Origin of the sequence: Streptococcus chosunensis (genome assembly GCF_003626515.1) — a bacterium.
Taxonomy (GTDB): domain Bacteria; phylum Bacillota; class Bacilli; order Lactobacillales; family Streptococcaceae; genus Streptococcus; species Streptococcus chosunensis.
Genome location: NZ_RBCK01000001.1, coordinates 661,395 through 684,476, shown reverse-complemented (window position 1 = coordinate 684,476; position 23,082 = coordinate 661,395). Strand labels below are relative to the sequence as shown.

Here is a 23,082-nt window from a genome sequence, read left to right as displayed (position 1 = left end):
GGTATCATATAAAAGTTGAGAAAAGCAGAAGTGAGAGCTTCTCGCCTTGTGACATTAAGTTGCCTGGCCCTACGGATGAAAAGTTTCTAAGAAACGCTATCATAACGTGCGGGCTTGTATATTTACGAGTCCGCTATTGTTTTTCTCTAATAAAACAAAAGAGGTGAAAACCATAGCAAAGCAAGACTTATTCATCAATGATGAGATTCGTGTACGTGAAGTTCGCTTGATTGGTCTTGAGGGAGAACAGTTAGGTATCAAGCCACTCAGTGAAGCGCAAGCTCTGGCTGATAACGCTAATGTTGACCTAGTGTTGATTCAACCCCAAGCCAAACCGCCTGTTGCAAAAATCATGGACTACGGTAAGTTCAAATTTGAGTACCAGAAGAAGCAAAAAGAACAACGTAAAAAACAAAGTGTTGTTACTGTGAAAGAAGTTCGTCTAAGTCCAACTATTGACAAGGGTGACTTTGATACAAAACTTCGCAATGCACGCAAATTCCTTGAAAAAGGAAATAAAGTTAAGGTATCTATTCGCTTTAAGGGTCGTATGATTACCCATAAAGAGATTGGTGCAAAAGTTTTAGCCGAGTTTGCTGAAGCAACTCAAGATATTGCCATCATCGAACAACGTGCTAAAATGGATGGACGTCAAATGTTCATGCAATTGGCGCCAGCGACTGACAAAAAATAATTGTCAGAAAGTTAAATAAAGGAGAAAAAATCATGCCAAAACAAAAAACACACCGCGCATCAGCTAAACGTTTCAAACGTACAGGTTCTGGTGGACTTAAACGTTTCCGTGCTTACACTTCTCACCGTTTCCACGGAAAAACTAAGAAACAACGTCGTCATCTTCGTAAAGCATCTATGGTGCATTCAGGAGATTACAAACGTATCAAAGCAATGCTTACTCGCTTGAAATAATAGCTTGACTGTAAGTAAACAATTCTAAGAAATATTTGGAGGAAATAAAACATGGCACGTGTTAAAGGTGGCGTTGTATCACGCAAACGTCGTAAACGTATTCTTAAATTAGCAAAAGGTTACTATGGAGCTAAACACATCTTGTTCCGTACTGCAAAAGAACAAGTAATGAACTCTTACTACTATGCATACCGTGACCGTCGTCAGAAAAAACGTGACTTCCGCAAATTGTGGATCACTCGTATCAACGCGGCAGCTCGTATGAACGGACTTTCATACTCACAATTGATGCATGGTTTGAAATTGGCTGAGATCGAAGTTAACCGTAAAATGCTTGCTGACTTGGCTGTTAATGATGCAGCAGCTTTCACAGCTCTTGCAGATGCAGCTAAAGCAAAACTTGGTAAATAATAACTGATGAGACTGGAACAGGATTGTCCCAGTCTTTTTTAAAATAAAGGAGAAAAATATGGCTTCAAAAATGCTACACACTTGTTTACGAGTAGAAAATCTTGAAAAATCAATTGCATTCTATCAAGATGCTTTTGGTTTTAAAGAATTGCGTCGCAGAGATTTTCCAGATCATGCCTTCACGATTGTCTATCTAGGACTTGAGGGTGACGACTATGAGTTGGAGTTGACTTACAATTACGATCACGGTCCTTATGTGGTTGGAGATGGGTTTGCCCATATCGCTCTCAGTACCCCTGATCTTGAAGCTCTTCATAAAGAACATAGCGACAAAGGCTATGAAGTAACGGCGCCTAATGGTCTACCAGGAACTGCACCGAACTATTACTTTGTTAAAGACCCTGATGGCTACAAGGTCGAAGTCATTCGTAAAAAATAATCTCATGAAGTCAAGTGGAATGTTCGTTTTCTACTTGACTTTTTTAAGCTGAAAGAGTATACTAGTAAAAATTTAACCTTTAAGGGGAGTCCCGAGAGACTCACAAGGTGTCAGATAAAAGAATAGTACAATTTTCTAGAGGAGACTTTTTGAGTGTGCTCTCTTGTGTTGTACGATTTTAACTGAGGCCTTGCACTAGCAAGGTCTTTTCTTTGTCTGGTCCCCTTAAAATTTAAGGAGGAAAAGTCATGAATCCCACATGTAAGAAACGTTTGGGTGCAATTCGTTTGGAAACCATGAAGGTGGTAGCACAGGAGGAAATCGCGCCAGCAATCTTTGAATTAGTCCTAGAAGGGGAAATGGTTGAAGCTATGCGAGCAGGCCAATTTCTTCATCTGCGTGTGCCTGATGACGCCCATCTCTTGCGTCGCCCTATTTCAATTTCGTCTATTGATAAGGTTAAGAAGCAGTGTCACCTCATTTATCGGATTGAAGGGACTGGGACAGCTATTTTCTCAACCTTAAGTCAGGGAGATACTCTTGATGTGATGGGTCCTCAGGGAAATGGTTTTGACTTGTCTGACCTAGATGAGCAGAGCCAGGTTCTCTTAGTTGGAGGGGGGATTGGTGTACCTCCCTTGCTTGAGGTGGCCAAGGAATTGCATGCGCGTGGTGTGAAAGTAGTGACTGTCTTTGGTTTTGCTAACAAGGATGCTGTTATTTTAGAGACGGAATTAGCTCAATATGGTCAAGTCTTTGTAACGACAGATGATGGTTCTTATGGTATTAAGGGAAATGTTTCCGTTGTTATCAATGACTTAGACAATCAATTTGATGCTGTTTACTCATGTGGGGCGCCTGGAATGATGAAGTATATCAATCAAACCTTTTATGACCACCCAAGAGCTTATCTATCTCTGGAATCTCGTATGGCTTGTGGGATGGGGGCTTGCTATGCCTGCGTCCTAAAAGTGCCAGAAAGCGAGACGGTTAGCCAACGCGTCTGTGAAGATGGGCCTGTTTTCCGCACAGGAACAGTTGTATTATAAGGAGAAAATCATGACTAGAAATCGTTTACAAATTTCTCTACCGGGCTTGGATTTGAAAAATCCGATTATTCCAGCATCAGGCTGTTTTGGTTTTGGTCAAGAGTATGCCAAATACTATGATTTAGACCTTTTAGGTTCTATTATGATCAAGGCGACAACACTTGAAGCCCGTTTTGGAAATCCAACTCCAAGGGTGGCAGAAACACCTGCTGGCATGCTCAATGCAATTGGCTTACAAAATCCTGGTTTGGAAGTTGTTTTGGCTGAAAAGCTACCTTGGCTGGAAAGAGAATATCCAAATCTTCCTATTATCGCCAATGTAGCTGGTTTTTCAAAACAAGAATATGCAGCTGTTTCTCATGGGATTTCCAAGGCAGCTAATGTGAAAGCAATCGAGCTCAATATTTCTTGCCCCAACGTTGACCACTGTAATCACGGACTTTTGATTGGTCAAGATCCAGATTTAGCTTATGATGTGGTGAAAGCAGCGGTAGAAGCCTCTGATGTACCAGTTTATGTCAAATTAACCCCTAGTGTGACGGATATCGTCACTGTCGCAAAAGCTGCAGAAGATGCGGGGGCAAGTGGCTTGACCATGATCAATACTCTAGTTGGAATGCGCTTTGACCTCAAAACTCGTAAACCAATCTTGGCAAATGGAACAGGTGGAATGTCTGGTCCAGCAGTCTTTCCAGTAGCCCTCAAACTTATCCGCCAAGTAGCCCAAACAACAGAACTGCCTATCATTGGAATGGGGGGAGTGGATTCGGCTGAAGCTGCCCTAGAAATGTATCTGGCGGGAGCATCTGCTATCGGAGTTGGAACAGCTAACTTTACCAATCCATATGCCTGTCCTGACATCATTGAAAATCTACCAAAGGTTATGGACAAATACGGTATTAGTAGTCTAGAAAATCTCCGCAAGGAAGTAAAAGCCAGCCTTAGATAAGCTAGACCATTCTTATCGTCAATAAGACACATAATTTTCATCATTTTGTAATATTTTCATCTTTTAACTATGTTAAAATAAAGTTAATTACGAATGATGTAGATGAATTTCTACTTAGGGGAGTAAAATGAAGAGAACACTACTTGTAAGCACGGCAGTGCTTGCATTGGCAATTGTGCCCACAACATCAGTCTTTGCTGAAGATAGTAAAACAACAGACCAAAGTCAAACGACGAATAAGAGTCAATCTGTGGACAAAAATCAGTCTAAAGATAAAAATCAGACTCCAGCTTCAGAAGAGAAAAAAGTTGTTGAAAATACAAAGAATGAAGCTGAAAAGACGGAAAAAAAGAAAGAACCAGTTATTGTAAAAGAAAATAATTCTAAAAAAGAGGCTATTTCAAATAAAGAAAAAGTTGAAGAAGCTCATAAGAATGGTTGGCAGAAAGAGCATGGGAAATGGCTTTTTTATGAGAATAATCAACCAATAAAAAATTGGAAAAAAATTGCGGGTGTCTGGTATTTATTTGATCAACATGGAATCATGGCCAGCAATACTATTGTTAATGACTATGCTTTTCGTACTAGTGGAGCAATGGTAGAAAAGTCCTGGGTAAAAATTGCTGATAAATGGTATTATGCTACAGATTCAGGAAAGATCCTTCGTAATAGATGGGAAAAAATTGGCAATGTTTGGTATTACTTCAAGCAAGATGGAGTTATGGCTAGCAATACTCTAGTGAACGATTATCTGCTTAATAATACTGGAGCAATGGCTCAGAATGCTTGGGTGAAGATTACTGATAAATGGTATTATGCTACAGATTCAGGAAAAATCCTTCGTAATAAATGGGAAAAGATTAAGGGCGCATGGTATTATTTTAATAATGATGGTGTGATGGCCAGTAATCAGTGGAAAAATGCTTACTATCTAAAAAATAGTGGAGCAATGGCTGAAAAAGAATGGATTTTTGATACATCTTATAATAGCTGGTTTTACCTAAAATCAGGCGGTACGTATGCTTCACATGAATGGATTGGTGATTATTACCTCAAATCTGGTGGTTATATGGCCAAGAATGAATGGATTTTTGATTCTAACTACAATGCATGGTACTACCTAAAAGAAGATGGAAGCTATGTTACTGGTGGTTTTAACATCAAAAATAAAGAGTACTTCTTCCAGAGTAATGGAAAGTGGATTCAAAGTCCAAAATATTTTAAGGTTAAACCAATCACAGCCTATATTTATAGCGAATCAGGAGATATTTTGAGCTATGTCAATCAGGGAAGTATTGTGACCTATGATGGCTCTAAAAGCAAGGGTAGTCGTCTAGCTGTTTCAATATCAGGCTTGTCCGGTTATATGAATCAAAGTGATTTGGCTTTAGTTGAGGAAGGAAGTGAGTTTATTCCTCACTATACTACTGACGGAAGATTCCTATACCATGAACTTTCTCCATACACTAGTATTCGGGTAGCTTCACATACTTCAGCTATGAAAATTGGTAAGAAGTATTATTCAAAGGATGGAGAACATTTCGATGGGTTTACTATCAAAAATCGTTTCCTTTTTAAGAATTTGACTGAAGCAACCAACTATAGTGCGGATGAATTAAATAGAGTTTATTCGATGATGAATATCCGAAACAGTCGTCTTGCCGGTAAAGGAGCAATTTTTAAGGAAGCTGAAAAACGTTACGGTGTCAATGCTCTCTATTTAATGGCTCACAGTGCGCTAGAAAGTGCTTGGGGACGTAGCCAAATTGCTAATGATAAAAATAACTTCTTCGGTATAGCTGCTTACGATACCAGTCCCTATGATTCCGCTAAGAAATTTGATGATGTAGACAAAGGAATTCTTGGTGCGGCCAAGTGGATTCGTGAGAACTATATTGACCGTGGAAGAGATCACCTTGGAAATAAAGCGACGGGAATGAATGTACGCTATGCATCAGATCCGTACTGGGGTGAAAAAATAGCTAGTATCATGATGAATATCAATAGTCGACTTGGTGGAAAAGATTAAAAGATAAGCAACGATAACTGCTGAAAAAGTGGTTGTCGTTTTTTTATTTTTCCGTAGATTTAAGAAGATAAAATGGAGTGAAGTATAGTCAAAAAGCCGTTTTAAAGCGGTTTTTTTGTTATAATGAAGGGAAGAATTATTGATATTAAAGGAGAAAAACATGACATTTGAAGAAATTCTACCTGGGTTAAAGGCTAAGAAAAAATATGTACGAACTGGTTGGGGAGGTACGGAAAACTATGTCCAGCTTTTTGATACTATTGAACAAAACGGGGTTGCACTGGAAGTGACACCTTATTTCCTAATCAACGTGTCTGGAGAAGGAGAAGGTTTTTCCATGTGGAGTCCGACACCTTGTGATGTTTTGGCGACAGATTGGGTAGAAGTGTATGGCTAAACGTGTACTCATTACAGGAGTGAGTTCAGGGATTGGTCTGGCTCAAGCTCGACTCTTTTTAGAAAAGGGCTATCAAGTTTATGGAGTGGACCAAGGTGAAAATCCATTCCTACAAGGTGATTTCCATTTTTTACAGAGAGATTTGACCTTGGACTTGGAGACTATTTTTGATTGGTGTCCTCAGGTGGATGTTTTGTGCAATACTGCTGGAGTTTTGGATGATTATAAACCACTTTTGGAACAGACAGCGCAGGAAATTCAAGAGATTTTTGAAATCAACTATATGACTCCTGTTGAGTTGACTCGCTATTACTTGACACAAATGCTGGAGAATAAAAAAGGGACCATTATCAATATGTGCTCCATCGCTTCGAGCCTAGCAGGTGGCGGTGGACATGCCTATACTTCTTCGAAGCACGCCTTGGCAGGCTTTACTAAGCAGTTGGCTCTAGACTATGCTGAAGCTGGGATTCAGGTCTTTGGTATCGCTCCAGGAGCAGTCAAGACAGCTATGACTGCTGCAGATTTTGAGCCAGGAGGCTTGGCTGACTGGGTTGCTAGTGAAACACCAATCAAGCGTTGGATTGAACCAGAGGAAGTGGCAGAAGTCAGTCTCTTTTTGGCCAGTGGAAAGGCATCTGCCATGCAGGGGCAAATTCTGACAATGGATGGTGGCTGGTCTTTGAAGTAGGAGGACCTGATGGAAATCAAAAATCACAGAAGAGAATGCATCGCAAGAAGTCTTGAAAGTCAAAGCAGAATTATTAGGATTTCCAGAACTGGACAAAACCTCTTACATGAATTGGAAGGTGAATGATGAGAAACCAACTAGCTCTTAGTGGTGAAAAACTTGATGAGAAAGTTTACCCATAACTATTTCATCATGTTGGCATGATTCGTGGGGAATACTTGTTGAGAGAGCTCAATCAAAATATACTATTACCAAGTTGTCAGCAATTTGTAAAAGATTATCTAGAGACTATCTGCTCCCTGTACTCAGATGAAGAAGTTTGGTATCGTTTTTCAGAGTTAACAAATACAGAAGCTAATTGTTTAGAGGGGACTAAAGAGCATTTTGATGAAAATCATCCCTTGTTTGGTTATAGAGGAACTAGGCGCTTGCTGGCGTGTCCTGATGAATTTCAGGCTGAAGCACATGTCGTTACAGAAGTTTATCAAACAAATCCCAATCTGTCTCTTATTTTTCCTTTTGTCAATGATGCCGACCAATTAAAACAAGCTATTACAGTATTACGTCAGCATGGTTTTACTGGGAAAGTCGGCACAATGATTGAATTACCTTCAGCTTATTTTGACTTGGAAAGGATACTGGAAACGGGTATTTCAAAGATTATAGTTGGAATGAATGATTTGACTTCTTTTGTTTTTGCGACTGTGAGAAACAGTCAATGGCATGATATGGAAAGTCCAATTATGTTAGATATGCTAAGAGATATGCAGGATAAAGCAAGGATGAAAAAGATTGACTTTGCTGTAGCAGGCTATCTGAATGATTCTTTCATACAAAAAATGAATCAGTTGGGTATCAAGTGCATTATTCACTACAGTTCTATTCTAGAGATTTTTGATTTAGAAATTGACCATCCAGATCATCTCAAACATATAAAAGAAGAAAGTAAGAAATTACAAAGGAGCACCCATGACACCGCAAGAAATGTGGAATGCATACAAGAAAACTACACCCTCTATAGGAGATGAAATCGATGCTTGGGCTTTTGGAGTAGATGCCGATCTCTTGGCAGATTTGGTTTTAAGAGGCGAAAAAACTGCAACAGCATCAGCCTACGATCTCTATGCACTAGAAGCCGAGTCTCTTCCTCAAGAAGGAACTTTTGATGTTATTTTAGATAGTCAAAATCAGGCTGTCTGTATTGTCGAAATTACAAAGGTTTCTGTCCAACCCTTCAATCAAGTTTCTGCTCAACATGCCTTTAAGGAAGGGGAAGGTGACAAATCCCTAGCCTATTGGCGGCAGGTTCATGAGGATTGTTTCGCCGAGTGGTTGAGAGAAGCAGGACTGACTTTTACACCTGAAAGCAAGGTTGTTTTAGAAGAATTTCGCAAGGTCTACCCACTGTAGACTGCTAGAATGAAGAAAGTTTTGGAAATGACCGTCCAATCCTTTTTTCTTAAGCAAAACATGATATAATAAGTTTGTTTGAAGAAGAGCTCTAGCTCTTAAACTTAGATAGGAGAAAACTATGCAAGCAGTTGAACATTTTATTAAGCAATTTGTTCCTGAACATTATGATTTATTTTTAGACTTGAGTCGTGAGACCAAGACTTTTTCAGGAAAGGTGACTATTACTGGTCAAGCACAGAGTGACCGTATTTCCCTTCACCAAAAAGATTTGGAAATCGCTTCTGTAGAAGTTGCAGGGGAAGCTCGCTCATTCACAGTTGATCATGACAACGAAGCTCTTCATATTGAATTAGCTGAGGCTGGTCAAGTTGAAGTGGTTATCGCTTTCTCAGGAAAAATTACAGACAACATGACAGGGATTTACCCTTCTTATTACACAGTTGATGGAGTTAAGAAGGAGGTCTTGTCAACTCAATTCGAGAGCCATTTTGCGCGCGAAGCCTTCCCATGTGTGGATGAGCCAGAAGCCAAAGCAACTTTTGACCTCTCTCTACGTTTTGACCAAGCAGAAGGTGAATTGGCCTTATCAAACATGCCTGAGATTGATGTTGAAAACCGTAAGGAAACAGGTATCTGGAAGTTTGAGACAACACCTCGCATGTCTTCTTACTTGTTGGCCTTTGTTGCTGGTGATTTGCAAGGTGTGACGGCTAAAACTAAAAACGGTACCCTCGTAGGTGTTTATTCAACCAAAGCTCATCCACTATCAAACCTTGATTTCTCACTGGATATCGCTGTTCGCTCTATCGAGTTTTACGAAGATTACTATGGAGTTAAATACCCAATCCCTCAATCTCTCCACATCGCCCTTCCTGACTTCTCAGCTGGTGCTATGGAAAACTGGGGGCTTGTGACCTACCGTGAAGTTTACTTGGTTGTGGATGAAAACTCAACATTTGCTAGCCGTCAACAAGTTGCCCTAGTTGTGGCCCATGAATTGGCTCACCAATGGTTTGGGAACCTCGTTACTATGAAATGGTGGGATGACCTTTGGCTCAATGAAAGCTTTGCTAACATGATGGAGTACGTCTGTGTGGATGCTATTGAACCAAGCTGGAATATCTTTGAAGATTTCCAAACAGGTGGTGTTCCGTCTGCGCTTAAACGCGATGCGACTGATGGTGTTCAATCTGTTCACGTCGAAGTTAAACATCCAGATGAAATCAATACGCTCTTTGACGGAGCTATCGTCTATGCTAAAGGAAGCCGTCTCATGCATATGCTTCGCCGTTGGCTAGGTGATGCCGATTTTGCCAAAGGTTTGCATGCCTACTTTGAAAAACATCAATACAGCAATACAATTGGTCGTGACCTTTGGGATGCTCTTGGTCAAGCATCAGGACGTGATGTCGCAGCCTTCATGGATTCTTGGTTGGAACAACCTGGTTACCCAGTTCTCACTGTCAAAGTTGAAAATGATGTCTTGAAGATTTCACAAAAACAATTCTTTATCGGTGAGCACGAAGACAAGAACCGTCTCTGGGTTGTGCCACTAAACAGCAACTGGAAAGGCTTGCCTGATACACTCGAAACTGAAAGCATCGAAATCCCTGGCTACGCAGCTCTTCTTGCAGAAAACAAAACAGCACTTCGTCTCAACACAGAAAATACAGCCCACTACATTACAGACTATCAAGGAGACTTGTTAGATGCTGTTCTTACTGACCTAGTTGAGCTTGATAATACAAGTAAACTGCAAATCGTCCAAGAACGTCTCTTACTTGCTGAAGCAGGGCACATTTCTTATGCTGACTTGCTCCCAGTTCTTGATAAACTAGCTAAGGAAGAATCTTACCTTGTCGTTTCAGCTGTTTCTCAAGTAATTTCTGCTCTTGAGCGCTTTATCGATGAAGGAACAGAAGCTGAAAGAGCCTTCAAAGAATTGGTTGCTAAATTGGCTCGTCACAACTATGATCGTCTTGGTTTTGAAGCTAAAGACGGAGAATCAGATGAGGATGAATTGGTTCGTCAGTTGGCTGTTTCTATGATGATTCGCTCAAATGATGCAGAAGCTAGTCAAGTCGCTAGCCAAATTTTTGCGGCTCACAAGGAGAATCTTGCAGGACTTCCAGCAGCTATTCGCTCACAAGTTCTGATTAATGAGATGAAACATCATGAGACTAAAGACTTGTTAGCACTTTATCTTGATACCTATACTCACGCAACAGATGCTGTCTTTAAACGTCAGTTGGCAGCTGCTCTTGCTTACAGTACAGATGCGGACAATATCCAAACCTTGATTACTTCTTGGAAGGACAAATTTGTGGTCAAACCACAAGACTTGTCTGCTTGGTACTTCCAGTTCTTAAGCCATCAAGCAACTCAGGAAACAGCATGGTCTTGGGCTCGTGAAAATTGGGCTTGGATTAAGGCAGCTCTTGGTGGAGATATGAGCTTTGATAGCTTTGTTATCCTTCCTGCTCACGTATTTAAGACTCAGCAACGCTTGGCAGAGTATAAGGAATTCTTTGAGCCACAACTTTCTGACCTTGCTCTTAGCCGTAACATCGGTATGGGAATCAAGGAAATTGCAGCGCGTGTTGATCTGATTAACCGTGAAAAAGTTGCAGTGGAAGCAGTCGTTCTTCAATACGGAAATGCATAAATAAGCCTAAAATAAAAAGAAAACTCAGCTATCTCATGTAAAATGCAGAGAGTTGAGTTTTTTTTAAGGCAAATTTGGTATAATGGTTTTAATAAGGAGGAGTTTCTCATGATAAAAATCTTATTGGTTGAGGATGACCTAGGCCTGTCAAATTCAGTATTTGACTTTTTAGACGATTTTGCGGATGTCATGCAGGTATTTGATGGGGAAGAAGGTCTCTACGAAGCTGAGAGTGGCGTCTATGACTTGATTTTGCTCGATTTGATGTTGCCTGAAAAAAATGGCTTCCAAGTATTGAAAGAATTGCGTGAAAAGGGGATTACGACTCCAGTTCTGATCATGACTGCCAAGGAAAGTTTGGATGACAAGGGACATGGATTTGAACTGGGAGCAGATGATTATCTGACCAAACCTTTCTACCTAGAAGAACTCAAAATGAGAATTCAAGCCCTGCTCAAACGTTCAGGCAAGTTTAATGAAAACACCTTGACTTATGGAAATATTGTGGTTAATTTGTCAACCAATACCGTTAAGGTTGAAGATACTCCTGTCGAATTACTGGGGAAAGAGTTCGATTTACTGGTTTATTTCCTTCAAAATCAAAATGTTATTTTGCCGAAGACTCAGATTTTTGATCGTTTATGGGGATTTGATAGTGACACAACGATTTCGGTTGTCGAAGTTTATGTTTCAAAAGTCCGTAAGAAATTAAAAGGAACCACTTTTGCAGAGAATTTGCAAACCTTGCGCAGTGTTGGGTATATTTTAAAAGATGTTCAGTAAACTAAAAAAAACATGGTATGCGGATGACTTTAGTTATTTTATCCGCAACTTTAGTGTCTTCACTCTGATTTTCTCTACCATGACCTTGATTATTTTACAGGTCATGCACTCGAGTCTCTATACTTCGGTGGACGATACGCTACATGGTTTGAGTAATAATCCTCAAGCAGTTATTCAGCTTGCTGTAAATAGGGCAACAGAAGAGATTAAAGATTTAGAGAATGCCGCTACAGATACTAGCAAGACGGAGATAAAACCAAATGTTAGTTCTAACACAGAAGTCATTCTTTTTGATAAGAATTTTACCCAGCTCCTTTCTGGAAACCGATTTTTGGGCTTGGATAAGATTAAACTAGAGAAAAAAGAACTAGGTCATATCTATCAGATTCAGGTTTTTAATAGCTATGGACAGGAAGAAATCTATCGCATGATTTTGATGGAAACGAATATCAGTTCGGTTTCAACCAATATCAAGTATGCAGCTGTCTTGATTAATACCAGTCAGTTGGAGCAGGCCAGTCAAAAGCACGAGAAATTGATTGTGGTCGTGATGGCTAGTTTCTGGATTTTGTCTTTACTTGCCAGTCTCTATCTAGCTAGAGTCAGTGTTCGTCCTCTGCTTGAGAGCATGCAGAAGCAGCAGTCCTTTGTGGAAAATGCCAGTCATGAGTTACGAACTCCACTTGCTGTTTTGCAAAATCGCTTAGAAACCCTTTTCCGTAAGCCAGAAGCTACCATTATGGATGTGAGCGAAAGCATTGCCTCGAGTTTGGAAGAAGTTCGAAACATGAGGTTTTTGACGACAAACTTGTTGAATTTAGCTCGGAGAGATGATGGGATTAAGCCAGAACTTGCAGAAGTTCCAACTAGCTTTTTTAATACGACTTTCACGAACTATGAGATGATTGCCTCGGAAAACGACCGTGTCTTCCGTTTTGAAAATCGTATCCATCGAACAATTGTTACAGATCAACTTCTTTTGAAACAACTGATGACCATCCTATTTGATAATGCCATCAAATATACTGAAGAGGATGGTGAAATTGATTTTGTGATTTCGGCGACAGATCGCAATCTGTATTTACTTGTTTCTGATAATGGAGTCGGTATTTCCGCAGAAGATAAGAAGAAAATTTTTGACCGTTTTTATCGAGTAGACAAGGCTAGAACCCGTCAAAAAGGTGGTTTTGGTTTAGGCTTATCTCTAGCCAAGCAAATTGTAGATGCGCTAAAAGGAACCATTACTGTTAAAGATAATAAACCAAAGGGAACAATCTTTGAAGTGAAGATAGCCATCCACACACCATCTAAAAAGAAAAAATAAAAATATCGCTCCAGTTGGGGCGATATTTTGGATTTATCTTCTACGTTTTCGTTTGATAATAGATCGTTGAATTTTTAAGACAAGTAAGCTGGCTCCGATTGCTGCGGCAAAGGCAAGAGCAGTTGATAATTTTAATGCTAAAAAGATAAAACTAAAGATAGCAATACAGATACAAAAAACAGCGATATTAACAAAAAATAGGATTTCCTTGAGATTGGCATCAGATTGTGCTTCAGGTGTATAATCTTGATAGCGAGGAACCTGCTGGCTTAATTCTTCTTGATAGTCTACCTCATAGGATTGTAATTTTCTTACGGGCATTATTCTCTCCTTAACAGTACATACCTATTTTATCATTTTTTCAGCAGAGAATTATTACAGAAAGGTTACAATAAGAATAAAGTCCCTTTTCATTTTTAAAGAATGGCTGATTTTTGAGAAATATGGTATAATTTTTCTTATGGAAAAGATTATCATTACAGCAACTGCTGAAAGTATTGAACAAGTTAAACAACTGCTCGAAGCTGGCGTAGATCGTATCTATGTCGGTGAGAAAGATTTTGGCCTTCGTCTGCCAACAACCTTTAGTCATGACCAATTGCGTGAAATTGCTAAGTTGGTTCATGAAGCAGGTAAGGAATTGATTGTTGCGGTCAATGCCCTCATGCATCAAGATATGATGGACCGTATCAAGCCTTTCTTAGACTTTTTGGAAGAAATCAAGACAGACTACATTACGATCGGGGATGCAGGTGTCTTTTACGTTGTCAACCGCGATGGTTATTCCTTTAAGACCATCTACGATGCTTCAACCATGGTAACTAGCAGTCGCCAGATTAACTTCTGGGGACAAAAGGCTGGCGCATCTGAGGCTGTTTTGGCGCGTGAAATTCCATCTGCTGAACTCTTCAAAATGCCAGAGATTTTGGAAATTCCTGCTGAAGTTTTGGTTTACGGAGCTAGCGTTATTCACCATTCTAAGCGTCCTCTCTTGCAAAACTATTATAACTTTACACATATCGATGATGAAAAGACGCGCAAGCGTGACCTCTTTTTGGCTGAGCCAAGTGACCCAGAGAGCCACTATTCCATTTTTGAAGACAATCATGGAACCCACATCTTTGCCAACAATGACCTTGATTTGATGACCAAATTGACAGAATTGGTGGAGCATGGTTTCACTCACTGGAAACTAGAAGGTCTCTACACTCCTGGTCAGAACTTTGTTGAGATTGCAAAACTCTTTATCCAGGCACGTAGCTTGATTCAAGAGGGCAACTTTAGCCATGACCAAGCCTTCTTGTTGGATGAAGAAGTGCGTAAACTTCACCCTAAAAACCGATTCCTTGATACAGGATTCTATGATTACGATCCTGATATGGTTAAATAGGACATCAAAACCCGAAATAAAAATGTTCGGGTTTTTCCAGTGTATCCATGAAATAAAAACGGATAGATGTTATAATAAAAGTAGCTCTTTAATGGAGGTGTTTGAGTGGAAAATCTGAAGAAAATGGCAGGTATCAAGGCTGCTGAGTTTGTCAAGGATGGCATGGTTGTCGGACTGGGAACAGGTTCTACTGCCTATTATTTTGTCGAAGAAATTGGTCGTCGTATCAAGGAAGAAGAGTTGCAGATTACAGCTGTAACGACTTCCAGTGTGACCAGTAAACAGGCTGAAGGGCTTAATATCCCACTCAAGTCTATTGACCAAGTAGATGTTGTCGATGTGACGGTTGATGGAGCGGATGAAGTGGATAGCCAGTTTAACGGAATCAAAGGTGGTGGTGGTGCCCTTCTCATGGAGAAGGTTGTCGCAACGCCCTCAAAAGAATACATTTGGGTGGTGGATGAAAGCAAGATGGTAGACAAACTAGGTGCTTTTAAATTGCCAGTAGAAGTGGTTCAGTATGGCGCAGAACAGGTTTTTCGTCGTTTTGAGCGAGCTGGCTACAAACCAAGTTTCCGTGAAAAAGACGGTCAACGTTTTGTGACAGATATGCAGAATTTTATCATTGACCTTGCCTTAGATGTCATTGAAAATCCAATTGCCTTTGGGCAAGAATTGGACCATGTCGTTGGTGTTGTAGAACACGGCTTATTTAACCAAATGGTAGATAAGGTCATCGTTGCTGGACAAGATGGAGTTCAGATTTTAACTTCAACAAAATCAAAATAATCAAAATAATAAGGAGATACACTATGTCAAAATTTAATCGTATTCACTTGGTGGTACTAGATTCTGTGGGAATTGGTGCTGCACCAGATGCTAATAACTTTGTCAATGCAGGGGTTCCAGATGGGGCTTCTGACACATTGGGACACATTTCTAAAACAGTTGGTTTGAATGTGCCAAACATGGCTAAAATCGGCCTAGGAAATATTCCTCGTGAAACTCCTCTTAAGACTGTACCGGCAGAAAGCAATCCAACTGGATATGCAACAAAATTAGAAGAAGTATCTCTTGGTAAGGATACTATGACTGGACACTGGGAAATCATGGGACTAAATATCACTGAGCCTTTCGATACTTTCTGGAACGGATTCCCAGAAGAAATCTTGACAAAAATTGAAGAATTCTCAGGACGCAAGGTCATTCGTGAAGCCAACAAACCTTACTCAGGAACAGCAGTTATCGATGATTTTGGACCACGTCAAATGGAAACTGGAGAGTTGATTATCTATACTTCAGCTGATCCTGTTTTGCAAATTGCTGCCCACGAAGACATCATTCCTCTGGATGAACTTTACCGTATCTGTGAATACGCTCGTTCGATTACCCTTGAGCGCCCAGCCCTTCTAGGTCGTATCATTGCTCGTCCTTATGTTGGTGAGCCAGGTAACTTCACCCGTACTGCAAATCGTCGTGACTTGGCAGTTTCACCATTTGCACCAACTGTTTTGGATAAATTAAATGAAGCTGGTATCGATACTTATGCTGTTGGTAAAATCAACGATATCTTTAACGGAGCTGGTATCAATCATGACATGGGACACAATAAGTCAAATAGCCATGGAATTGATACACTCTTGAAGACCATGGGCCTTGCTGAGTTTGAAAAAGGATTCTCCTTCACAAACTTGGTAGACTTTGATGCTCTTTACGGTCACCGCCGCAATGCTCATGGTTACCGTGATTGCTTGCATGACTTTGATGAACGCTTGCCTGAAATTATCGCAGCTATGAGAGAGAATGACCTTCTCTTGATAACTGCGGACCATGGAAATGACCCAACCTATGCAGGAACAGACCACACTCGTGAATATATTCCACTTTTGGCTTACAGTCCTTCCTTTAAAGGAAATGGTGTCATTCCAGTTGGACATTTTGCAGATATCTCAGCGACTGTTGCCGATAACTTTGGTGTTGAAACTGCCATGATTGGGGAAAGTTTCTTAGATAAATTGGTATAAGATGACGCGATATGCTTTACTTGTTCGGGGCATTAATGTCGGAGGGAAAAATAAGGTTGTCATGGCGCAACTTCGTCAAGAACTGACAGAGTTGGGACTGGAAAAGGTTGAAACCTACATCAACAGTGGCAATATTTTCTTTACTTCGAGAGTTCTCAAAGACCAATTGGTTGAAAAGTTAGAGGCTTTCTTTGCAGTCTATTATCCATTTATTCAGAGTTTTTCTTTGCTGAGTCAAGAAGACTATGAAGCAGAAGTGGAGAATCTGCCAGCTTGGTGGAACGAAGATTTGGCACGAAAAGATGTCCTCTTTTACACGGAGGGTTTGGATGTGGACCAAGTCATCGAGAAAGTAGGCAGTTTGAAACTGGAAGATGAAGTTCTTCATTTTGGAAAACTTGGGATTTTCTGGGGAAAATTCTCTGAAGAATCCTACTCTAAGACTGCCTATCATAAGTACTTGCTCAAGATGCCTTTCTACCGCCAAATCACCATTCGCAATGCTAAAACTTTTGAAAAAATCGGTCAAATGCTAAAAAATAATAAAGGAGACACACAATGACATTTTTAGATAAGATCCAAGAAACAGCTGCTTTTCTGAAAGATAAAGGAATCCAAGTGCCTGAGTTCGGTTTAATCCTTGGATCAGGACTTGGAGAACTTGCAGAAGAAATCGAAAATCCAGTTGTAGTAGACTATGCTGAGATTCCAAACTGGGGCCGTTCGACAGTAGTCGGTCACGCTGGTAAATTGGTATATGGTGAACTTGCAGGGCGCAAGGTCTTGGCTCTTCAAGGTCGTTTTCATTTCTATGAAGGAAATCCTCTTGAAGTCGTGACTTTCCCAGTTCGTGTCATGAAAGTTCTTGGATGTGAAGGTGTCATTGTAACCAATGCAGCTGGCGGTATTGGATTTGGTCCTGGTACTTTGATGGCTATCTCAGACCATATCAATATGACGGGGCAGAACCCATTGATGGGTGAAAACTTGGATGAATTTGGTCCACGTTTCCCAGATATGTCTAAGGCCTACACACCAGAATACCGTGCTACTGCCCATGAAGTGGCTAAAAAACTTGGTATCAAGCTTGATGAAGGTGTCTATATCGGCGTTACTGGTCCGACTTATGAAACACCAGCAGAAATCCGCGCCTATAAGACACTGGGAGCAGATGCAGTTGGTATGTCGACTGTTCCTGAAGTTATTGTGGCAGCTCACTCAGGTTTGAAAGTTCTCGGTATTTCATGTATTACTAACCATGCTGCAGGCTTCCAAGAAGAACTCAACCACGAAGAAGTTGTAGAAGTAACCGAACGTGTCAAAGGTGATTTCAAGGGCTTGCTTAAAGCGATTCTTGCAGAATTGTAATCATGTTAAAGGACTTGAGGAGATTTTTTCGAAAGATTCCTTATAATTTTAGATTATTCCTAGCAGTGATTCTACAAGGAATAGTTTCGGGTTTATCTGGTATTTTTCTCCATTATCTTTTAGAGATAGTAGAGAGTCTAGCTTTTGGTCAGTCAGAACATCATAGTGGATTTTTGACAGATGGAGTTTCCTCCTCACGGATAGGACTAAGTTTAATAATCGTGGGTCTTGGCTCATCCTTGGTCTGGTATTTCTTGCAAAAAGGGTCGAAGATTTATTCCATCAAAGCTCAGATGAAGGATGAGACTTCACAATACAAGCTTCATTTTTTAAGACAGCTATTTCATTCAATTTGGCAGATCATTGCAGTTGGAGGGGGAGCCCCTATTGGCAAAGAAGCTGCACCACGAGAGATTGGAACTCTATTTGCAGGGCCAATTGGAAAAATATGTATACTGTCCATGAAGGATCGTATCTTTCTCCTTGCTTGTGGTGCTGGTGCTGGTTTAGCGGCTGTTTATCAGGTTCCATTAACAAGTGTCTTCTTTGTTTTTGAAACCCTAGGAATCGCTCTATCTATTAAACGATTTGTCTTAGTCGGTTTGACTACCTATGTCTCAACCTATATAGCAGGCTGGGTTATTTCAGATCAGGCTCTCTACCAGATTCCAGCCATCATTTGGTCATTAAAGGAAATATGGATTATTCCCTTATTACTTCTTTTCTTAACCCCACTAGCTTGGCTTTTTGGTCGTTTGAGCAAAGAAGTGTCTTCAAACAGAATAAAAGATAAACGAATACTTCTCACATTGCCTACAGCTTTTCTTTTTCTTGCTGGGTTGGCAAGTTATTTTCCACATCTACTAGGAAATGGACGCATGATGGCTCAGGAAATTTTAAATGGTAGCAGTGGTCAAACAGTGATTCTCATGTTTTTCCTAAAAGCAGTGGTCGTTCTTATTATTCTGTGGGCAGGGGCCTATGGTGGTAACCTTACGCCATCTTTTGCCTTGGGGATGGCTGGTGCTGCTCTCTTGGGCATGATTCTAGGTTTGGACAGTCAGCCAACCGTTTTACTTTTGGGATCTGTTTGCTTTTTATCTGTGACCTTGAGGGCGCCCATTTCTGCAACTGGATTAGTAATAGGCTTCACTGGGGTCGGTTTAGATTCTCTTCCGTATCTCTTAGTAACAGCTGTTTTAGCCTATGAATTTGCAAAAATGTTAGACCGCTTTCCTTGGCCTAGCATACTGTGTCAGAAATCAAAGAATAAAGTAATTAGGTAGGAAATACCCATTTCTTCTAGTCAATGATTTGATTTAAAAGATTAAAAAAACTCTCAATTTATTTATAACTGTTTTAAATAAAAATGAAGTAGTCTTATTGGAATCTTGATTGAATCCGATTTTTCCTAGCTATAAAAATAAAAAAAAGAAAGGTAGAGCGTGTGTTCTAATTTGAACACGAGCGGAAAACTTTTCTAAAAACTCAGAAGAGAAGGGAGTTCGGATTTGAATAAAAGCCGCTCTAAGCTTCTCAATATCATCAAAATTAAGAAAGAAAGGATGGGTAAACCGTATTTGCTGAACTGAATACGGGCGGAGAACTGTGTAAAAAAGATAAACTGTTTAGCATCTGCGATGCGTCATCAGTTTCTTATTTTTACTTTATTCTCTGTCGCTATCCTGAATATAAAAAAAGAAAGGTAGAGTGAGGTGTTCTAATTTGAACACGAGCGGAAAACTCGGAAAATAGATAATCTGACTGAGAAATCAGGATTTCTCGTCAGATTCCTAATTTTCAGTCGTTTTCTTGTCGCTCTTTGTATCATAAATTATGTCTATCCATATTGCTGCTCAGCAGGGTGAAATTGCTGATAAAATTCTTCTTCCTGGGGATCCTCTTCGTGCGAAGTTTATTGCGGAGAATTTCCTTGAAGATGCTGTTTGTTTTAACGAAGTGCGTAACATGTTTGGTTACACTGGTACTTACAAGGGCCACCGTGTATCTGTCATGGGAACTGGGATGGGGATGCCATCGATTTCGATTTATGCGCGTGAGTTGATTGTGGACTACGGTGTGAAAAAATTGATCCGTGTGGGAACAGCAGGTTCTTTGAATGAAGACGTTCACGTCCGTGAATTAGTTTTGGCGCAAGCAGCTGCAACCAATTCAAACATCATCCGCAATGACTGGCCACAGTACGATTTCCCACAAATCGCTAGCTTTGATTTGCTGGACAAGGCCTACCATATCGCCAAAGAACTTGGTATGACCACCCACGTTGGGAACGTTTTGTCTTCTGATGTCTTTTATTCAAACTACTTTGAAAAGAACATCGAACTTGGTAAATGGGGAGTCAAGGCTGTGGAAATGGAAGCAGCAGCCCTTTACTATCTGGCGGCCCAACACCATGTTGACGCGCTTGCCATCATGACTATTTCTGATAGTTTGGTCAATCCAGATGAAGACACGACTGCAGAAGAACGCCAAAATACCTTCACCGATATGATGAAGGTTGGATTAGAAACCTTGATTACAGAGTAAAATGTAAAAGAAAATCCTGATTTTAAGTAAAATCAGGATTTTTTCATGGATGCAATTTTTTCTGGGTCTGGTGTGACACGGAGGGTCTTTTGTCCTGTGTAGGTGACAAAGCCAGGTTTTCCACCAGTTGGTTTATTGAGTTTCTTGACTTCAATCATATCTACCTGAACCAGATTTGACAGGCGACCTTGAGAGAAGTAGGCGGCTAGTTCTGCCGCGTCTGTCTTGACTTCATCGGATGGGTCAAGATTTCCTGAGATGACAACGTGGCTTCCAGGAATGTCCTTAGCATGGAACCAAAGTTCTTCCTTGCGGGCCATTTTAAAGGTCAATTCCTCATTTTGCAGGTTATTGCGTCCTACATAGATGATAGTTTTGCCATCGCTTGCTAGATATTGTTCTGGCTTTTTGCGCTTCTGAATTTTTTCTCGCTGTCTTCTGCGGATAAAACCTGTTTGAATCAATTCTTCACGGATTTCAGCGATTTCTTCCAGCCCAGCTTGATTGAGAACAGTTTCCACACTTTCCAGATAGAGAATGGTTGCCTTGGTTTCTTCAATCAGATCAGTCAAGTATTTGACAGCTTCTTTGAGTTTCTGATACCGTTTAAAATAGCGTTGGGCATTCTGGTTGGGAGTCAGAGCTTTATCAAGCGCAATCGTGATAGGTTGGTTGGTGTAGTAGTTTTCTAGGATAACCTGGTCTTGGTCGTTAGGCACTTGGTGAAGGAAGGTTGTCAGCAATTCCCCTTTTTGACGAAATTCTTCAGCATTGTCTGTCGCCAGTAATTCTTTTTCCTGTTTTTTAAGCTTATGACGATTTTTTTGAAGTTCATTTTCAACACGACGAATGAGTTCACTGGCTTGCTGTTTGACGCGGTCGCGCTCAGCCTTATCCTTATAGTAGTTGTCCAACAAATCAGAAAGACTGGCAAAAGGCTCTCCCACCTGATTTGCAAAAGGAACTGGACTGAAGGAAGTCTCAGTCAAGCATGGCTTGGTTTCTTGATGGAAAAAGTTACGGAAAGTAGATAGTTTATCACTAACCAGAATGTTTTCCAATTCATTTGCAGTATCCCGTCCCAGACCTTGAAAGAGGTTTTGAAGGTTCTTAGCTCTCGTTTCCTGAGTTTGTAGGATTTCAAAGAGCTTTTCATCCTTGATCGTGAAAGGATTGAAAGATTCCGTACTTGGCGGAGCGATGTAGGTCGACCCAGGAAGCAAGGTACGGTAGCTATTTTGTGAAAAGCCAACATGTTTGATAACTTCGAGGATTTTATGACTGCTTTTATCGACCAGTAGAATATTACTGTGTTTCCCCATAATTTCGATAATCAAGGTAGCCTGAATATGGTCTCCAATCTCGTTTTTATTAGAAACCGTAATTTCCACAATACGGTCATTTTCCACTTGCTCAATTGATTCAATCAGGGCACCCTGCAAATACTTTCTCAAAACCATGATAAAGGTAGAAGGCTGGGCTGGGTTTTCAAAAGTTGTTTGTGTCAGCTGAATGCGTCCAAAAACTGGATGGGCAGAAAGGAGCAGGCGATGGCTTTGGCGATTGCTGCGGATTTGCAAGACCAACTCTTGTTCAAAAGGTTGATTGATTTTCTGGATGCGACCGTTCACTAACTCTCTTCGCAATTCCTCAACCATGTGGTGTAAAAAAAATCCGTCAAATGACATCGTTCTCTCCTTGTGATCGTATTCCATAGTATTATATCAAAAAGGTAGAATAAAATCATGGAAATGTGGTATAATAAAGCCAAGTAAAGAGAAACGAGAAGTACATGTATATTGAAATGGTAGATGAAACTGGTCAAGTTTCAAAAGAAATGTTGCAACAAACCCAAGAAATTTTGGAATTTGCAGCCCAAAAATTAGGAAAAGAAGACAAGGAAATGGCAGTCACCTTTGTGACTAATGAGCGTAGTCATGAACTGAATTTGGAGTACCGTGACACGGACCGTCCGACAGATGTCATCAGTCTTGAGTATAAACCAGAGTTGGATATTGCCTTTGACGAAGAGGATTTGCTTGACAATCCAGAATTGGCAGAGATGATGTCTGAGTTTGATGCCTATATTGGGGAACTGTTCATCTCTATTGATAAGGCTCATGAGCAGGCCGAGGAATATGGCCACAGCTTTGAGCGTGAGATGGGCTTCTTGGCAGTACACGGCTTTTTACATATCAACGGCTATGATCACTACACTCCAGAAGAAGAAGCGGAGATGTTCGGTTTACAAGAAGAAATTTTGACAGCCTATGGACTCACAAGACAATAAACGAAAATGGAAAAATCGTGACCTGATAGCCAGTTTAGAATTTGCCATCACAGGAATTTTTACTGCTATCAAGGAAGAACGCAATATGCGAAAACATGCAGTGACGGCTCTTGTGGTCATCCTTGCAGGTTTTGTTTTTCAGGTGTCACGAATCGAATGGCTCTTTCTCCTATTGAGCATTTTCTTGGTAGTAGCGTTTGAGATTATCAATTCTGCTATTGAAAATGTGGTGGATTTGGCCAGTCACTATCACTTTTCCATGCTGGCTAAAAATGCCAAGGATATGGCGGCTGGCGCGGTATTAGTGGTCTCTCTTTTCGCAGCCTTAACAGGCGCATTGATTTTTCTCCCACGAATCTGGGATTTATTATTTTAAACAGTAAGAG

24 protein-coding genes, 2 pseudogenes and 1 other annotated feature are annotated in these 23,082 nt (G+C 40.4%); of the genes and pseudogenes, 24 read left to right on the top strand and 2 right to left on the bottom strand.

The annotated features are described in order from the left end of the window. Positions 1-16 precede the first annotated feature (16 nt). Positions 17-148 (top strand) — a sequence feature (ribosomal protein L20 leader region). 15 nt (positions 149-163) lie between these two features. From infC to ciaH, 15 genes and pseudogenes are all read left to right on the top strand, one after another. Then, a complete protein-coding gene (gene infC, locus D7D54_RS03230; RefSeq protein WP_000848180.1) occupies positions 164-694 on the top strand; it encodes a translation initiation factor IF-3 in 531 nt (176 codons plus the stop codon). Positions 695-726: 32 nt separating this feature from the next. Further along, complete coding sequence (gene rpmI, locus D7D54_RS03225) at positions 727-927, top strand: 50S ribosomal protein L35 (protein ID WP_001125943.1); 201 nt, start codon at positions 727-729, stop codon at positions 925-927. 51 nt (positions 928-978) lie between these two features. Continuing rightward, positions 979-1,338 carry a 50S ribosomal protein L20 gene (rplT, locus tag D7D54_RS03220; protein WP_000124834.1) on the top strand — a complete coding sequence of 120 codons (360 nt, stop codon included), beginning with the start codon at positions 979-981 and terminating at the stop codon, positions 1,336-1,338. 58 nt (positions 1,339-1,396) lie between these two features. Continuing rightward, on the top strand, positions 1,397-1,777 hold the full coding sequence (gene gloA, locus D7D54_RS03215; RefSeq protein WP_020901768.1) for a lactoylglutathione lyase: 381 nt from the start codon (positions 1,397-1,399) through the stop codon (positions 1,775-1,777). A 248-nt stretch (positions 1,778-2,025) separates the two neighbouring features. Continuing rightward, on the top strand, positions 2,026-2,826 hold the full coding sequence (locus tag D7D54_RS03210; RefSeq protein ID WP_020901769.1) for a dihydroorotate dehydrogenase electron transfer subunit: 801 nt from the start codon (positions 2,026-2,028) through the stop codon (positions 2,824-2,826). Then, a complete protein-coding gene (locus D7D54_RS03205; RefSeq protein ID WP_162496585.1) occupies positions 2,789-3,775 on the top strand; it encodes a dihydroorotate dehydrogenase in 987 nt (328 codons plus the stop codon). The genes D7D54_RS03210 and D7D54_RS03205 overlap by 38 nt, the downstream gene beginning before the upstream one ends. A 127-nt stretch (positions 3,776-3,902) precedes the next feature. Continuing rightward, positions 3,903-5,804, top strand: a complete 1,902-nt coding sequence (locus D7D54_RS03200) for a glucosaminidase domain-containing protein (protein WP_120718808.1) — start codon at positions 3,903-3,905, stop codon at positions 5,802-5,804. A 160-nt stretch (positions 5,805-5,964) separates the two neighbouring features. After that, positions 5,965-6,201: a DUF2829 domain-containing protein gene (locus D7D54_RS03195; RefSeq protein ID WP_020901771.1), complete on the top strand. Its 237-nt coding sequence runs from the start codon at positions 5,965-5,967 to the stop codon at positions 6,199-6,201. Continuing rightward, positions 6,194-6,892, top strand: a complete 699-nt coding sequence (locus tag D7D54_RS03190) for a 3-oxoacyl-ACP reductase (protein ID WP_020901772.1) — start codon at positions 6,194-6,196, stop codon at positions 6,890-6,892. The genes D7D54_RS03195 and D7D54_RS03190 overlap by 8 nt, the downstream gene beginning before the upstream one ends. A gap of 19 nt (positions 6,893-6,911) precedes the next feature. After that, a pseudogene (locus tag D7D54_RS09490) lies at positions 6,912-7,040 on the top strand (NUDIX hydrolase); the annotation flags it as partial. Further along, positions 7,018-7,920: pseudogene (locus tag D7D54_RS03185) on the top strand (putative PEP-binding protein). The pseudogenes D7D54_RS09490 and D7D54_RS03185, both read left to right, overlap by 23 nt. Further along, a complete protein-coding gene (locus tag D7D54_RS03180; RefSeq protein ID WP_049488694.1) occupies positions 7,862-8,302 on the top strand; it encodes an ASCH domain-containing protein in 441 nt (146 codons plus the stop codon). The pseudogene D7D54_RS03185 and the gene D7D54_RS03180 overlap by 59 nt, the downstream one beginning before the upstream one ends. A gap of 121 nt (positions 8,303-8,423) precedes the next feature. Continuing rightward, positions 8,424-10,970, top strand: coding sequence for a M1 family metallopeptidase (locus tag D7D54_RS03175; protein ID WP_020901775.1), 2,547 nt, complete (start codon positions 8,424-8,426; stop codon positions 10,968-10,970). Between the two features lie 108 nt (positions 10,971-11,078). Next, positions 11,079-11,753, top strand: coding sequence for a two-component system response regulator CiaR (gene ciaR / locus D7D54_RS03170; RefSeq protein WP_000590639.1), 675 nt, complete (start codon positions 11,079-11,081; stop codon positions 11,751-11,753). Then, entirely contained in the window at positions 11,743-13,077 is a 1,335-nt protein-coding gene (gene ciaH, locus D7D54_RS03165) for a two-component system sensor histidine kinase CiaH (protein WP_020901776.1), read from the top strand. Before ciaR ends, ciaH begins: the two co-directional genes overlap by 11 nt. A 33-nt stretch (positions 13,078-13,110) precedes the next feature. On the opposite strand, the gene D7D54_RS03160 is transcribed toward ciaH, so the two are convergent. After that, positions 13,111-13,398 (bottom strand): DUF3270 domain-containing protein, encoded by a 288-nt coding sequence (locus tag D7D54_RS03160; RefSeq protein WP_120718807.1) that lies wholly within the window; start codon positions 13,396-13,398, stop codon positions 13,111-13,113. Positions 13,399-13,537: 139 nt separating this feature from the next. Between D7D54_RS03160 and D7D54_RS03155 the strand changes: the two genes are divergently transcribed. The 7 genes from D7D54_RS03155 (at position 13,538) to deoD (ending at position 20,406) form a co-directional block, all read left to right on the top strand. Further along, a complete protein-coding gene (locus tag D7D54_RS03155; RefSeq protein ID WP_033684952.1) occupies positions 13,538-14,467 on the top strand; it encodes a peptidase U32 family protein in 930 nt (309 codons plus the stop codon). A 105-nt stretch (positions 14,468-14,572) separates the two neighbouring features. Next, the gene (gene rpiA, locus D7D54_RS03150; protein WP_020901779.1) at positions 14,573-15,256 is read left to right on the top strand and encodes a ribose-5-phosphate isomerase RpiA; all 684 of its coding nucleotides are present in this window, start codon (positions 14,573-14,575) and stop codon (positions 15,254-15,256) included. Positions 15,257-15,279: 23 nt separating this feature from the next. After that, positions 15,280-16,491, top strand: a complete 1,212-nt coding sequence (locus D7D54_RS03145) for a phosphopentomutase (RefSeq protein WP_020901780.1) — start codon at positions 15,280-15,282, stop codon at positions 16,489-16,491. Position 16,492: 1 nt separating this feature from the next. Next, positions 16,493-17,053, top strand: a complete 561-nt coding sequence (locus tag D7D54_RS03140; protein WP_031237629.1) for a DUF1697 domain-containing protein — start codon at positions 16,493-16,495, stop codon at positions 17,051-17,053. Continuing rightward, complete coding sequence (locus tag D7D54_RS03135) at positions 17,050-17,859, top strand: purine-nucleoside phosphorylase (protein WP_120718806.1); 810 nt, start codon at positions 17,050-17,052, stop codon at positions 17,857-17,859. The genes D7D54_RS03140 and D7D54_RS03135 overlap by 4 nt, the downstream gene beginning before the upstream one ends. 2 nt (positions 17,860-17,861) lie before the next feature. Beyond that, entirely contained in the window at positions 17,862-19,145 is a 1,284-nt protein-coding gene (locus D7D54_RS03130; RefSeq protein ID WP_031237630.1) for a chloride channel protein, read from the top strand. 550 nt (positions 19,146-19,695) lie between these two features. Then, positions 19,696-20,406: a purine-nucleoside phosphorylase gene (deoD, locus tag D7D54_RS03125; protein ID WP_020901784.1), complete on the top strand. Its 711-nt coding sequence runs from the start codon at positions 19,696-19,698 to the stop codon at positions 20,404-20,406. A gap of 32 nt (positions 20,407-20,438) precedes the next feature. Here deoD and pavA read toward each other — a convergent pair whose 3' ends face one another. Then, positions 20,439-22,094 carry an Rqc2 family fibronectin-binding protein PavA gene (gene pavA, locus D7D54_RS03120; RefSeq protein ID WP_120718805.1) on the bottom strand — a complete coding sequence of 552 codons (1,656 nt, stop codon included), beginning with the start codon at positions 22,092-22,094 and terminating at the stop codon, positions 20,439-20,441. A gap of 104 nt (positions 22,095-22,198) precedes the next feature. Between pavA and ybeY the strand changes: the two genes are divergently transcribed. Next, positions 22,199-22,696: an rRNA maturation RNase YbeY gene (gene ybeY / locus D7D54_RS03115; RefSeq protein ID WP_084927581.1), complete on the top strand. Its 498-nt coding sequence runs from the start codon at positions 22,199-22,201 to the stop codon at positions 22,694-22,696. Then, a complete protein-coding gene (locus D7D54_RS03110) occupies positions 22,677-23,072 on the top strand; it encodes a diacylglycerol kinase family protein (protein ID WP_084927583.1) in 396 nt (131 codons plus the stop codon). The genes ybeY and D7D54_RS03110 overlap by 20 nt, the downstream gene beginning before the upstream one ends. Positions 23,073-23,082: the final 10 nt, after the last annotated feature.

Excerpts from the sequence above, each read along its gene's own strand:
- rpmI (WP_001125943.1), top strand. The coding sequence starts at position 727 with ATGCCAAAACAAAAAACACACCGCGCATCAGCTAAACGTTTCAAACGT.
- rplT (WP_000124834.1), top strand. The coding sequence starts at position 979 with ATGGCACGTGTTAAAGGTGGCGTTGTATCACGCAAACGTCGTAAACGT.
- gloA (WP_020901768.1), top strand. The coding sequence starts at position 1,397 with ATGGCTTCAAAAATGCTACACACTTGTTTACGAGTAGAAAATCTTGAA.
- D7D54_RS03210 (WP_020901769.1), top strand. The coding sequence starts at position 2,026 with ATGAATCCCACATGTAAGAAACGTTTGGGTGCAATTCGTTTGGAAACC.
- D7D54_RS03205 (WP_162496585.1), top strand. The coding sequence starts at position 2,789 with ATGGGCCTGTTTTCCGCACAGGAACAGTTGTATTATAAGGAGAAAATC.
- D7D54_RS03200 (WP_120718808.1), top strand. The coding sequence starts at position 3,903 with ATGAAGAGAACACTACTTGTAAGCACGGCAGTGCTTGCATTGGCAATT.
- D7D54_RS03195 (WP_020901771.1), top strand. The coding sequence starts at position 5,965 with ATGACATTTGAAGAAATTCTACCTGGGTTAAAGGCTAAGAAAAAATAT.
- D7D54_RS03190 (WP_020901772.1), top strand. The coding sequence starts at position 6,194 with ATGGCTAAACGTGTACTCATTACAGGAGTGAGTTCAGGGATTGGTCTG.
- D7D54_RS03180 (WP_049488694.1), top strand. The coding sequence starts at position 7,862 with ATGACACCGCAAGAAATGTGGAATGCATACAAGAAAACTACACCCTCT.
- D7D54_RS03175 (WP_020901775.1), top strand. The coding sequence starts at position 8,424 with ATGCAAGCAGTTGAACATTTTATTAAGCAATTTGTTCCTGAACATTAT.
- ciaR (WP_000590639.1), top strand. The coding sequence starts at position 11,079 with ATGATAAAAATCTTATTGGTTGAGGATGACCTAGGCCTGTCAAATTCA.
- ciaH (WP_020901776.1), top strand. The coding sequence starts at position 11,743 with ATGTTCAGTAAACTAAAAAAAACATGGTATGCGGATGACTTTAGTTAT.
- D7D54_RS03160 (WP_120718807.1), bottom strand. The coding sequence starts at position 13,398 with ATGCCCGTAAGAAAATTACAATCCTATGAGGTAGACTATCAAGAAGAA.
- D7D54_RS03155 (WP_033684952.1), top strand. The coding sequence starts at position 13,538 with ATGGAAAAGATTATCATTACAGCAACTGCTGAAAGTATTGAACAAGTT.
- D7D54_RS03145 (WP_020901780.1), top strand. The coding sequence starts at position 15,280 with ATGTCAAAATTTAATCGTATTCACTTGGTGGTACTAGATTCTGTGGGA.
- D7D54_RS03140 (WP_031237629.1), top strand. The coding sequence starts at position 16,493 with ATGACGCGATATGCTTTACTTGTTCGGGGCATTAATGTCGGAGGGAAA.
- D7D54_RS03135 (WP_120718806.1), top strand. The coding sequence starts at position 17,050 with ATGACATTTTTAGATAAGATCCAAGAAACAGCTGCTTTTCTGAAAGAT.
- D7D54_RS03130 (WP_031237630.1), top strand. The coding sequence starts at position 17,862 with ATGTTAAAGGACTTGAGGAGATTTTTTCGAAAGATTCCTTATAATTTT.
- deoD (WP_020901784.1), top strand. The coding sequence starts at position 19,696 with ATGTCTATCCATATTGCTGCTCAGCAGGGTGAAATTGCTGATAAAATT.
- pavA (WP_120718805.1), bottom strand. The coding sequence starts at position 22,094 with ATGTCATTTGACGGATTTTTTTTACACCACATGGTTGAGGAATTGCGA.
- ybeY (WP_084927581.1), top strand. The coding sequence starts at position 22,199 with ATGTATATTGAAATGGTAGATGAAACTGGTCAAGTTTCAAAAGAAATG.
- D7D54_RS03110 (WP_084927583.1), top strand. The coding sequence starts at position 22,677 with ATGGACTCACAAGACAATAAACGAAAATGGAAAAATCGTGACCTGATA.